We start from the raw sequence: 12,293 nt of genomic DNA, 5'->3' as shown, positions 1-12,293 counted from the left end.
TATCAGATCTTTTCTCGATCCGATTTCCTCGGTGCTTTCCAGGTTCCCGCTTTCGCGTTTCCCTTTCCGGCGGTTCCGACTTTATCAGAAGTTCTGAGTCGGATTTTCCGCCCGGTCCGGGAGACCGACGTCCAGCGCATGAAGCACTTGGGTTCCCGATCGGGCGGAGCCGTAAACGTACTGGAGCGGGGCGCCCCGATGCAAATCGAGGTGCCCCGCTCCAGGTTCACGCGTACGAGGGTCGTACGCAGGTCAGACCTCCACCACGACCGGGAGGATCATTGGCCTGCGGCGATACGTGTCCGAGACCCACTTGCCGAGGGTCCGGCGGACGAGCTGCTGGAGCTGATGGGGCTCCACGACCCCGTCCTGGGCGGACCGCTCCAGTACTTCCGTGATCCTCGGGATGACGTCCGCGAAGGCGGAGTCCTCGATGCCGGAACCGCGGGCCTGGACGTGCGGGCCGCCGGTGATCTTGCCGGTGGACGAGTCCATGACCACGAAGACCGAGATGATGCCCTCGTCGCCGAGGATCTTCCGGTCCTTCAGCGCCGGCTCGCCGACGTCGCCGACCGAGAGCCCGTCGACGTACACGTAACCGGCCTGGACCTTGCCGGAGATCTTCGCCTTGCCCTCGACGAGGTCGACGACCACGCCGTCCTCGGCGATCACGATCCGGTCGTGCAGGACGCCGGTCAGGGCGCCCAGTTCGGCGTTGGCCCGCAGGTGGCGCCATTCGCCGTGCACCGGCATCAGGTTCTTCGGGCGGCAGATGTTGTAGAAGTACAGCAACTCGCCCGCGGACGCGTGGCCGGAAACATGCACCTTGGCGTTGCCCTTGTGGACGACGTTCGCGCCCCAGCGGGTCAGGCCGTTGATCACGCGGTACACCGCGTTCTCGTTGCCGGGGATCAGTGACGACGCCAGGATGACGGTGTCGCCCTCGACGATCCGGATCTGATGGTCGCGGTTGGCCATGCGCGAGAGCGCGGCCATGGGCTCGCCCTGGGAACCCGTACAGACCAGGACCACCTCGTGGTCCGGAAGGTCGTCGAGCGTCTTGACGTCGACCACCAGACCCGGCGGGACCTTGAGGTAGCCCAGGTCGCGGGCGATGCCCATGTTGCGGACCATCGAGCGGCCGACGAAGGCGACCCGGCGCCCGTACTCGTGCGCCGCGTCCAGAATCTGCTGGATGCGGTGCACGTGGCTGGCGAAGCTAGCCACGATGATCCGCTTGCCGGCACCCGCGAAGACCTGGCGCAGGACGTTGGAGATGTCCCGCTCGGGCGGAACGAACCCCGGGACCTCGGCGTTCGTCGAGTCGGCGAGGAGAAGGTCGATGCCCTCCTCGCTCAGCCGCGCGAACGCGTGCAGGTCGGTCAGACGGTTGTCCAGCGGGAGCTGGTCCATCTTGAAGTCGCCCGTGTGGACCGCCATGCCGGCGGGCGTACGGATGGCCACGGCCAGGGCATCGGGGATGGAGTGGTTGACCGCTACGAACTCGCAGTCGAAGGGCCCGATGCGCTCCCGGTTCCCCTCGGCGACCTCGAGCGTGTAGGGGCGGATGCGGTGCTCCTGGAGCTTGGCCTCGATGAGGGCGAGGGTCAGCTTGGAGCCGATCAGCGGGATGTCCGGCTTCTCGCGGAGGAGGAAGGGGACGCCGCCGATGTGGTCCTCGTGGCCGTGGGTGAGGACGATGCCCTCGATGTCGTCGAGGCGGTCTCTGACGGACGAGAAGTCCGGCAGGATCAGGTCGATTCCGGGCTGCTCCTCCTCGGGGAAGAGCACTCCGCAGTCGACGATCAGGAGACGGCCACCGTACTCGAAGACCGTCATGTTTCGGCCGATCTCGCCGAGGCCGCCGAGCGGGGTGACCCGTAGGCCGCCCTCGGGGAGCGGCGGGGGCGGGCCCAGTTCAGGATGCGGATGACTCAAAAGACTCTCCTCACCACGCGCGCCACGTACCGGTTGGGCACGTGGCGCGCGTGACGTTCGTGCAGAAGCAGTTGTCGTTGTGGGGTGCGGGCACCGGTGGCCCGCTGATTCAGTTGGTTTTCAGTTGTGGAGCCTTGGCGCGCGGTGGGCTCGCGCGAAGTCTGGTGTTAGAGCTGTACCCCGCCGGCAGCAAGATCGATCTTGAGCTGGGCAATCTCCTCGGGCGCGAGCTCGACCATGGGCGCGCGCAGCGGTCCGCCGGGCAGGCCCTGGAGCGCGAGTGCGGCCTTGGTGGTCATGACGCCCTGGGTGCGGAACATGCCGGTGTAGACCGGGAGCAGCTTCTGGTGGATCTCGGTCGCCTTCTGGACGTCGCCGGAGACGAAGGCCTCCACCAGGGCCCGCAGGTCGGGGGTGACCACGTGGCCGACGACCGAGACGAAGCCGACCGCGCCCACGGAGAGCAGGGGCAGGTTGAGCATGTCGTCGCCGGAGTACCAGGCGAGGCCGGACTGGGCGATGGCCCAGCTGGCGCGGCCGAGGTCGCCCTTGGCGTCCTTGTTGGCGACGATTCTCGGATGCTCGGCGAGGCGGACGAGCGTCTCGGTGTTGATCGGGACGCCGCTGCGGCCGGGGATGTCGTAGAGCATGACCGGGAGCTCGGCGGCGTCGGCGACGGCCTTGAAGTGCCGGTACAGGCCCTCCTGGGGGGGCTTGTTGTAGTACGGGGTGACGACCAGCAGGCCGTGTGCGCCCACCTGCTCGGCGGCGCGGGCCAGCTCGATGCTGTGGTGGGTGTCGTTGGTACCGACTCCGGCCACGACGTGGGCGCGGTCGCCGACCGCCTCCAGCACGGCTCGTACGAGGTCCGATTTCTCCGCGTCACTGGTGGTGGGGGACTCGCCGGTGGTGCCGTTGATGATCAGGCCGTCGTTGCCTGCGTCCACCAGGTGCGTGGCGAGCCGCTGCGCGCCGTCGAGGTCGAGTGCGCCGTCCGCCGTGAAGGGCGTGACCATGGCGGTGAGGACCCGCCCGAAGGGGGTCTGCGGAGTGGAGGTCGGAGCCATGGGTAACACGCTACTCGCTGCGCAATGAGTGGTCTGCCCGCGGGGTGTCGGGAAAGTCTGGACAAATATGGAACCCGGCACTGCCTGCTCGGGGGTTCAAGCAGTGCCGGGTCCGTTCGATCAGGCTAGATGAACTTCTCCAAATGCCGCAATACGGACACTTCGGGAGGCTGACCGCACATCTGTGCCGAGCTACGGCGCGACGCGGCCGTTTGCGTTGAAGGCGGCGTACGTGAGGGGCATGAGCCTGGCCCACTCCGCCTCCATCTTCTCGCCGACCATCTCGATCTCCCGCTGCGGGAACGACGGCACCTTGGCCAGTTCGTGCTGGGTGCGCAGGCCGAGGAAGTGCATCAGCGAGCGGGCGTTGCAGGTCGCGTACATCGAGGAGAACAGGCCGACGGGGAGGACCGCGCGGGCCACCTCCCGGGCGACGCCGGCGGCGAGCATCTCCTGGTAGGCCTCGTACGCCTGCCGGTAGGAGTCCTCCATGACGCGGCCGACCAGCTCCTGCTGCGCCTGGGTGCCCTCGACGAAGACGTACTTGCCGGGGCGGCCTTCCTGGACGAGCTTGCGGGCCTCGTCCGGGACGTAGAAGACCGGCTGGAGCTCCCGGTAGCGGCCGCTCTCCTCGTTGTACGACCAGCCCACGCGGTGCCGCATGAACTCGCGGAAGACGAAGATCGGGGCGCTGATGAAGAACGTCATCGAGTTGTGCTCGAAGGGGCTGCCGTGCCGGTCGCGCATGAGGTAGTTGATCAGGCCCTTGGAGCGCTCCGGGTCCTTGTTCAGCTCGTCCAGGGACTGCTCGCCGACGGTGGAGACGCGGGCGGCGAACAGCACGTCGGCGTCGGACGCGGTGTGCTTGACCAGCTCGACGGTGACGTCGCTGCGGAAACCGGGCTTGAGGTCGCCGGCGGGTGTGTCGGTCACGGCTCGGAGGGTCCTTCCCACTGCTTCTGTCGGGCGGCGCCCACTCTACGGCCCGGCTCTGACATCGGACCGTTCGGTGCCGGGACGCGACATCTTCGGTGAAGTTCTGTGAATTCGGGTCAAGCGGGCACCTTTGGGGGGACTCATGCGTCTGTGTTGGTGAGACACAGCAGTTCGACCCCGAGAGGAGACGCGTTACCGATGTTCCGTCGGCGCGAGCCCGTACCCTTCGCCTTCCTCGCCGAAGCCGACAAGTTCCGCAGCAATGTCACTCCCCCGGCCCGTGAGCGGGCCTCCGTCGGCCAGATGGCCGGGCGCTGGCTGCTCGGGCTGACCATCGTCGCCGGGCTGGTGGGCTCCCTGGTCATCGGCATGCCGGCGCTGTCGAGCCCGACCGCAGCACAGACACAGCAATCCCAGGCCTCACAGGGCCACTGACTCTTCCGGACCCCCTCGGGTGGTGAGCGGGAACACAGGCGGATAGCCTCACCGGGCACAGCCCACGCATGGATTGAGTGAGGACCCGCCGTGCCCCTGTCCTTCCTGGCGGCCGACCGCACCTTCGAGGCGACACCCGACAGCGCGCTGCCGTACGACGACCGCGACCGCTGGCGCCGGCCCTACCGGCCCGGCCCGTGGCGCGTGGCCGTGGCGGCGCTGTGCCTGATGCTCGCCTCGTTCGTGCTGTTCGCCGCGGTTCTCATCGCTCTGACCGGCTCGCCGTCCTCGGCCGGGGTGGTCCTCGGCTGTGCGCTGGTGATCATCGTCGGCTCGCTGCGGCTGCTGCGCATGGGCGTGTGGGTGAGCGGGCACGGAGTGCGTCAGGTGGGCTTCCTTTTGACGCGCACCGCCCCCTGGGAGCGGATCGTCGCGGTGCGCACGCTGCAACAGCCGGTGCGCTGGCTGGGGCTGCCCCGCACGGTGCAGGGGCAGGCGCTGATCCTCGTACGCCCAGATCGCGGCGCGCAGGATCTGCCGCCGCTGTTGACCACGCACAACATGGACTTCCTGGGCCGGGCCGCCGCCTTCGACCGGGCGGCCGACGCGGTGGAGGCGTGGGCGGCGGAGAACCGGCGGGGCTGACCGGCTCTCCCGGGAGCAACGTGAAAGGGGCCGGTCCGCGGTGGTGCGGACCGGCCCCTTTCGCGTCGGCTCGGGGCTCACACCTGGACGGGCCTGCCCTCGTGCAGGGCGATCGCCCGCTGCATCGCCTTGCGGGCGCGCGGGGTGTCGCGGGCGTCGTGGTAGGCGACGGCGAGGCGGAACCAGCTGCGCCAGTCGTCGGGGGCCGCCTCCGTCTCGGCCTTGCGCTTGGCGAAGACCTCGTCGGCCGAGTCGCGGTCGATGCGGCCGCCGGGGGTACGTTTCAGCTCGTCCACGGGCAGGCCGCCCTCGGCGTCGAGTTCTGCGGCGAGCTGGTTGGCCTTGCGGACGAACTGGGTGTTCTTCCACAGGAACCACAGGCCGATCACCGGCAGGATCAGGACCGCGATCCCGAAGCTGACGGTGAGGACCGTGCCGGACTGGATGAGCATGACGCCACGGCTGCCGACCAGGACGAAGTAGAAGACCAGGACGGCGGCCGTGACGGCATAGGAGATCTTCGCGCGCATATCAGGAGGCCTCGGATCAGCCCAGGTCCAGGAAGTGCTCCAGGCCGAAGGTCAGGCCCGGAGTGGTGACGACGCGGCGCGCGCCGAGCAGGATGCCCGGCATGAAGCTGCTGTGGTGGAGGGAGTCGTGGCGGATGGTGAGGGTCTCGCCCTCGCCGCCCAGCAGCACCTCCTGGTGGGCCAGCAGGCCGCGCAGGCGGACGGCGTGCACGGGGACACCGTCGACGCTGGCGCCCCGCGCGCCGTCCAGGGCGGTGACCGTGGCGTCCGGAGCCGGGGCCGCGCCCGCCTGTCGCCGGGCCTCGGCGATGAGCTGGGCGGTGCGCGTGGCGGTGCCGCTGGGGGCGTCCACCTTGTTCGGGTGGTGCAGTTCGACGACCTCGACGGACTCGAAGTACGGCGCGGCGATCTGCGCGAACTTCATGGTCAGTACGGCCCCGATGGAGAAGTTCGGGGCGATGAGGACACCGGTCTGCGGGGACTGCGCCAGCCAGCCCTTGAGCTGTGCGAGGCGGTCGTCGGTCCAGCCTGTCGTCCCGACGACCGCGTGGATGCCGTGGCGCACGCAGAAGTCGAGGTTGCCCATGACCGAGGCAGGGGTGGTCAGCTCGACTGCGACCTGGGCGCCGGTCTCCGCCAGGGTCTCCAGCTTGTCGCCCCGGCGCAGGGCGGCGACCAGTTCCATGTCCTCGGCGGCCTCGACGGCCCGTACCGCCTCGGCGCCGATGCGTCCCTTGGCCCCGAGGACCGCCACGCGCAGCTTGCTCATGTCTGTTGCTTCCTTAGCGAGGGGATGGCGAGGGGATCAGGCCACGACGTCGTGCAGCCGTGCGGCCTGCTTGTCCTTCAGCGGGCCGATGACCGACAGCGACGGGCGCTGTCCCAGGATGTCGCGCGCCACCGCGCGCACCTCGTCCGGCGTGACGGCCGCTATCTGAGCCAGCATGTCGTCCACGGACATCTGCTCGCCCCAGCACAGCTCGCTCTTGCCGATACGGTTCATCAGCGCGCCGGTGTCCTCGAGGCCCAGGACCGTGGAGCCCCGGAGCTGGCCGATGGCGCGGCCGATCTCGTCGTCGGACAGGCCGTGCTCGGCCACGTGGTCGAGCTCGTCGCGGCAGATCTTGAGTACGTCGTGCACCTGGCTCGGGCGGCAGCCCGCGTACACGCCGAACAGGCCGCAGTCGGCGAAACCCGAGGTGTACGAGTACACGCTGTAGGCCAGGCCGCGCTTCTCCCGGACCTCCTGGAACAGGCGGGACGACATGCCGCCGCCCAGGGCCGTGTTGAGCACGCCCATGGCCCAGCGGCGGTCGTCCGTGCGGGCCAGGCCGGGCATGCCGAGGACGACGTGCGCCTGCTCGGTCTTGCGGGCCAGCAGCTCGAGGCGGCCGGCGGTGCGGATGCCGCGTCGGCCGTTGCGTGGGGCGACCGGCGCCGAGTCGTCGCTCGTGAAGGCGCCCGCATTCTCGAAGGCGGCGCGGACCTGTCGTACGACCTTGTTGTGGTCGACGTTGCCGGCGCACGCCACCACCAGATGGGTGGGGTCGTAGTGCTTCTTGTAGAAGCGGCGGATGCGGTCGGCGGTGAGGGCGTTGACCGTGTCGACCGTGCCGAGGACCGGCCGGCCGAGCGGGTTGTCGCCGAACATCGTGTGCGCGAACAGGTCGTGCACGCAGTCGCCCGGGTCGTCCTCGGTCATGGCGATCTCTTCGAGGATCGCGCCGCGCTCGACGTTGACGTCCTCCTCGAGGATGAGGGAGCCGGTCAGCATGTCGCAGACCACGTCTATGGCGAGCGGCAGGTCGGTGTCGAGCACGCGCGCGTAGTAGCACGTGTACTCCTTCGCCGTGAACGCGTTCATCTCGCCGCCGACGGCGTCGACGGCCGCGGAGATGTCCAGGGCGGAGCGGCGCTGCGTGCCCTTGAAGAGCAGGTGCTCCAGGTAGTGGGTGGCGCCGTTCAGGGACGGCGTCTCGTCCCGGGAGCCGACGTGGGCCCAGATACCGAAGGTCGCGGAGCGGACGGAGGGCAGGGTCTCGGTGACGATACGCAGGCCGCCCGGGAGGGTGGTCCTGCGGACCGTGCCGATGCCGTTGGTGCCCTTGATGAGGGTTTGGGTACGGGCGACGGCCCGCGCCTCCGAAGAGGTGCGGGCCGTCGCCTTGGAGCTACGGGACGTCACTGCTCGGCGTCGTCCTTCTCGGAGCCCGCGGCGGAGCCGCTGTCGGATGCAGTTTCCTCGCCCTCGATCACCGGAACGAGGGAGAGCTTGCCGCGGGAGTCGATCTCGGCGATCTCGACCTGGACCTTCTGGCCCACGCCGAGGACGTCCTCGACGTTCTCCACGCGCTTGCCGCCGGCGAGCTTGCGGATCTGCGAGATGTGCAGCAGACCGTCCTTGCCGGGCAGCAGGGAGACGAACGCACCGAAGGTGGTCGTCTTGACGACCGTACCCAGGTAGCGCTCGCCGACCTCGGGCATCGTCGGGTTGGCGATGCCGTTGATCGTGGCACGGGCGGCCTCGGCGGCCGGGCCGTCGGAGGCACCGATGTAGATCGTGCCGTCGTCCTCGATCGTGATCTCGGCGCCCGTGTCCTCCTGGATCTGGTTGATCATCTTGCCCTTGGGGCCGATGACCTCACCGATCTTGTCGACCGGGATCTTCACGGTGATGATCCGCGGCGCGTTCGGGGACATCTCGTCCGGCTTGTCGATCGCTTCCATCATCACGTCGAGGATGTGGAGGCGGGCGTCGCGGGCCTGCTTCAGGGCCGCGGCCAGGACGGAGGCCGGGATACCGTCCAGCTTGGTGTCGAGCTGGAGGGCGGTCACGAACTCCTTCGTGCCGGCGACCTTGAAGTCCATGTCGCCGAAGGCGTCCTCGGCACCGAGGATGTCGGTGAGGGTGACGTAGTGCGTCTCGCCCTCGATCTCCTGGGAGATCAGGCCCATGGCGATACCGGCGACCGGGGCCTTCAGCGGCACACCGGCGTTCAGCAGCGACATGGTGGAGGCGCAGACCGAGCCCATGGACGTCGAGCCGTTGGAGCTGAGCGCCTCGGAGACCTGGCGGATCGCGTAGGGGAACTCCTCGCGGGTCGGCAGGACCGGGACCAGGGCGCGCTCGGCGAGGGCGCCGTGGCCGATCTCGCGGCGCTTCGGGGAACCGACGCGGCCGGTCTCACCGGTGGAGTAGGGCGGGAAGTTGTAGTTGTGCATGTAGCGCTTGCGGGTCACCGGGGAGAGGGTGTCCAGCTGCTGCTCCATGCGGAGCATGTTGAGGGTGGTGACGCCCAGGATCTGGGTCTCGCCACGCTCGAACACGGCGGAGCCGTGGACCCGCGGGATGGCCTCGACCTCGGCGGCGAGCGTACGGATGTCCGTGACGCCACGGCCGTCGATGCGCTTCTTCTCCTTGATCACGCGCTCGCGGACCAGCTGCTTGGTGAGCGAGCGGTACGCGGCGGAGATCTCCTTCTCGCGGCCCTCGAACTCCGGCAGGAGCTTCTCGGCGGCGAGCTGCTTGACGCGGTCCAGCTCGGACTCGCGCTCCTGCTTGCCGGCGATGGTGAGCGCCTGGGCGAGCTCGGGGCGGACGGCGGCCGTCAGGGCCTCGAGGACGTCGTCCTGGTAGTCCAGGAAGATCGGGAACTCGGCGGTCGGCTTGGCAGCCTTCGACGCGAGGTCGGCCTGGGCCCTGCACAGCACCTTGATGAAGGGCTTCGCGGCGTCCAGACCGGCGGCGACGACCTCCTCGGTGGGCGCCTCGACGCCGCCCTCGACCAGCTTGATGGTCTTGTCGGTGGCCTCCGCCTCGACCATCATGATCGCGACGTCGCCGTCCTCCAGGACGCGACCGGCGACCACCATGTCGAAGACGGCGTCCTCGAGCTCGGTGTGCGTCGGGAAGGCGACCCACTGGCCCCGGATCAGCGCGACGCGGACGCCGCCGATCGGGCCGGAGAAGGGCAGACCGGCCAGCTGCGTGGACGCGGACGCGGCGTTGATCGCGACGACGTCGTACAGGTGGTCGGGGTTGAGCGCCATGATCGTGGCGACGACCTGGATCTCGTTGCGCAGGCCCTTCTTGAAGGACGGGCGCAGCGGGCGGTCGATCAGACGGCAGGTGAGGATCGCGTCCTCGCTCGGCCGGCCCTCACGGCGGAAGAAGGAACCGGGGATCTTCCCGGCCGCGTACATGCGCTCCTCGACGTCCACCGTCAGCGGGAAGAAGTCGAGCTGGTCCTTGGGGTTCTTGGAGGCGGTGGTGGCCGACAGCACCATGGTGTCGTCGTCCAGGTACGCCACGGCGGAACCGGCGGCCTGCTTGGCCAGGCGGCCCGTCTCGAAGCGGATGGTACGGGTGCCGAAGGCGCCATTGTCGATGACGGCCTCGGCGTAGTGGGTCTCGTTCTCCACTAGCGTTTTCTCCGTTACTTGTCGTCTTTCGTCCCTCTTCGCCCGTGTGGCGGGGGGACGGTGGCGGAGAAGCGCTCCGTCTGGTGCGGGCCGGTCTTCGATCGAAGCACCCGGGGCTCACTTCCCCCCGGGGGCCACTACCGAGGACCGGCGGCGGCGGGGCGCGCTTCTCCTCTTCTTCTTGTCGTGCTGTGTCGTGTTCTTCTGGTCGTGCTGTGTCGTGCGTATTGCGTTGTGCTACCACACTACAAAGCGTGGGTGACACTCCGCACGTTTCCGACGTGCGGCAAGCACGTACGGCAAAGGGAGCGGCCCCCGATCTTTCCGGGAACCGCTCCCCTCACAGCGTCTTACTTGGCGCCCGCCGCACCACGGCGGATGCCGAGGCGGTCGACCAGCGTACGGAAGCGCTGGATGTCCTTCTTCGCCAGGTACTGCAGCAGGCGGCGGCGCTGACCGACCAGGATCAGCAGACCACGGCGGGAGTGGTGGTCGTGCTTGTGGGTCTTGAGGTGCTCGGTCAGGTCGGAGATCCGGCGCGAGAGCATGGCGACCTGGACCTCGGGGGAGCCGGTGTCGCCCTCCTTCTGGCCGAACTCGGTGATGATCTGCTTCTTCGTAGCGGCGTCGAGCGACACGCGTACTCCTCATAGTCTGCGATTGGCCACCGAGTGCCCCCGGTCTTCATCTCGGGGAGGCTTCCGTTACTCGGGAGGCAGCGATCCGCTGGGCGCGGCCTCCAGGGCTTGCAGGGGGTGCCTGCATGACTCCGGGGGTGCGTACACAAACGGCCGTCACTCAGGGTACCAGTGCCCGCGGGCGGCGCTACGCCGCCCTATCCCACCAGGGAACGCACCTCGGTGAGAACACCCAGCACCGCGAGACAGAGCGGGGCCAGGGTGAGCAGGACGGCCCCCTCAGCGAGATCGAGGAATCGGCCCCAGAAGGGTGACAGTCCCTTGCGCGGGATGACGAGGCCGATCGCGGTGATCAGTGCGGCTCCGGCCGCGACGGCCACCGTCAGCCAGGCGGCACGCAGGTCGAGTGCTCTGCTGTCGCCGTGCAGGACGAGGTCCGCGACGGCGTCGCCCGACGGGTGCAGGGCGAGGCCGAGCAGCAGGAGCGCGACGGCGGCCAGGCCGGCGACCAGGACGCAGGCCACCTGGGAGGTGTACCGGAAGAGCCGGGCACGGATCAGCATGGCCAGGCCCGTGGTCAGGGCGAGCAGTTGACCCCAGACGTTGTCCGAGAAGCCGAGGACGGCCGCGGCGGCCACCACCACGGCCGACGTGCCGCCCACCAGGCCGAGCAGCATCTCGTGGCCGCGGCGGGCCTGGGCGGCGATGTGCTCGGCGTCGAGCGGGCCGGCGTCCGGGCCCTGGGCGGGGTCGGGGTCGAAGTCGTCGTGCGTGGCGGAGCGCGGCGAGGCGTAACCGATGGGGAGTCGCGCGAAGCGGGCCGAAAGGCCCGGGAGGAAGGCCACCAGTCCGACAGCGGCGGGAGCGCACACCGAGGCGGTGGCGGTGGCGGACGCCTTGGTGAGGATGGCCGCGAAAGTGGCCAGAGTGCCCACCGTCGCCAGGAAGGAGGCGGCCACGAAAGGCGCGTCCCCTCCGGGGGTGAGTGCCACCAGCGCGACCGAGACCACCAGGACGGTCACACAGCCCAGCATGAACTGGAGCTTGCCCGGTCCCTGCCCGTGGGGCGGTGCGACGATTCCCGCGCCCGCGATCATCAGCAGTGGCAGCGCGCCCAGGCCCACGGCGACGGCCGCGGCCCGGTCGGCGTACACACGCGCGCGTACGCCCGCGAAAGCGGTCAGCAACAGGCCGAGACCTCCGGCGATGATGCCTGGCAGCCCGTTCATGTCGTGGCGCACGGGATCGGCGTACCAGAGCACGAAGCCGCACAGCAGCAGCAACAGCGCGCCGCCGGTCAGGCCCGCCACGCGCAGCAGGTCGTCGCTCCACAGGTGCCGGTCGCGTACCACGGCGGAGGCGACGGCGTCCGAGACGTCGTCGTAGACCGCGGGCGGAAGCGACTCGGCGAAGGGACGCAGGCTGAGCACCTCGCCGTCGAGCACTCGTTCGTCCGCGAGGGTTCGGGCGCCGTCGAGGACGCTGCCGTCGCGGCGGACCAGGTGGTAGCCGGTCGGGGTCCCGGCCGGCTGGGTCTGGCCCGTGAGGCGGAGGATCTCCGGGTAGACGTCGGCGACGGCGATGTCCACCGGCAGCGCCACGTCGATCCGGCTGTCGGGCGCCACCACCGTGACCCTGCAGAATCCCGTCGTCGCGGTCGTACTCACCTTCACTGGCCCCCT

At 69.3% G+C, this 12,293-nt stretch carries 11 protein-coding genes; 2 read left to right on the top strand and 9 right to left on the bottom strand.

Annotated features, from left to right (window positions below; all coding sequences use genetic code 11):
• Window positions 1-252 precede the first annotated feature (252 nt).
• The 3 genes from ACWGJM_RS44640 to thyX form a co-directional block, all read right to left on the bottom strand.
• Complete coding sequence (locus ACWGJM_RS44640; RefSeq protein ID WP_453417513.1) at window positions 253-1,938, bottom strand: ribonuclease J; 1,686 nt, start codon at window positions 1,936-1,938, stop codon at window positions 253-255.
• 167 nt (window positions 1,939-2,105) lie between these two features.
• Entirely contained in the window at window positions 2,106-3,005 is a 900-nt protein-coding gene (gene dapA / locus ACWGJM_RS44635; RefSeq protein WP_453417512.1) for a 4-hydroxy-tetrahydrodipicolinate synthase, read from the bottom strand.
• A gap of 192 nt (window positions 3,006-3,197) precedes the next feature.
• A complete protein-coding gene (gene thyX / locus ACWGJM_RS44630; RefSeq protein ID WP_453417511.1) occupies window positions 3,198-3,938 on the bottom strand; it encodes an FAD-dependent thymidylate synthase in 741 nt (246 codons plus the stop codon).
• Between the two features lie 201 nt (window positions 3,939-4,139).
• Here thyX and ACWGJM_RS44625 point away from each other — a divergent pair, with 201 nt between their 5' ends.
• Window positions 4,140-4,376, top strand: a complete 237-nt coding sequence (locus tag ACWGJM_RS44625) for a hypothetical protein (protein ID WP_453417510.1) — start codon at window positions 4,140-4,142, stop codon at window positions 4,374-4,376.
• 90 nt (window positions 4,377-4,466) lie between these two features.
• Entirely contained in the window at window positions 4,467-5,021 is a 555-nt protein-coding gene (locus ACWGJM_RS44620; protein ID WP_453417509.1) for a hypothetical protein, read from the top strand.
• 77 nt (window positions 5,022-5,098) lie between these two features.
• Here the strand turns inward: ACWGJM_RS44620 and ACWGJM_RS44615 are convergent, their stop codons facing one another.
• From ACWGJM_RS44615 to eccD, 6 genes are all read right to left on the bottom strand, one after another.
• Entirely contained in the window at window positions 5,099-5,551 is a 453-nt protein-coding gene (locus ACWGJM_RS44615; protein ID WP_453417508.1) for a hypothetical protein, read from the bottom strand.
• A 16-nt stretch (window positions 5,552-5,567) separates the two neighbouring features.
• Window positions 5,568-6,320, bottom strand: a complete 753-nt coding sequence (gene dapB / locus ACWGJM_RS44610; RefSeq protein ID WP_453417507.1) for a 4-hydroxy-tetrahydrodipicolinate reductase — start codon at window positions 6,318-6,320, stop codon at window positions 5,568-5,570.
• Between the two features lie 36 nt (window positions 6,321-6,356).
• On the bottom strand, window positions 6,357-7,736 hold the full coding sequence (locus ACWGJM_RS44605; RefSeq protein ID WP_453417506.1) for a M16 family metallopeptidase: 1,380 nt from the start codon (window positions 7,734-7,736) through the stop codon (window positions 6,357-6,359).
• The gene (locus ACWGJM_RS44600; RefSeq protein ID WP_453417505.1) at window positions 7,733-9,973 is read right to left on the bottom strand and encodes a polyribonucleotide nucleotidyltransferase; all 2,241 of its coding nucleotides are present in this window, start codon (window positions 9,971-9,973) and stop codon (window positions 7,733-7,735) included. The genes ACWGJM_RS44605 and ACWGJM_RS44600 overlap by 4 nt, the downstream gene beginning before the upstream one ends.
• Before the next feature lie 350 nt (window positions 9,974-10,323).
• On the bottom strand, window positions 10,324-10,611 hold the full coding sequence (gene rpsO / locus ACWGJM_RS44595; protein ID WP_067301615.1) for a 30S ribosomal protein S15: 288 nt from the start codon (window positions 10,609-10,611) through the stop codon (window positions 10,324-10,326).
• 197 nt (window positions 10,612-10,808) lie between these two features.
• The gene (gene eccD, locus ACWGJM_RS44590; RefSeq protein WP_453417504.1) at window positions 10,809-12,278 is read right to left on the bottom strand and encodes a type VII secretion integral membrane protein EccD; all 1,470 of its coding nucleotides are present in this window, start codon (window positions 12,276-12,278) and stop codon (window positions 10,809-10,811) included.
• Window positions 12,279-12,293 lie beyond the last annotated feature (15 nt).

The organism is Streptomyces sp. NPDC054834 (assembly GCF_053611185.1).
The sequence above is the reverse complement of the archived record's forward strand: the minus strand, read 5'-3'. Positions and strand labels throughout refer to the sequence as shown.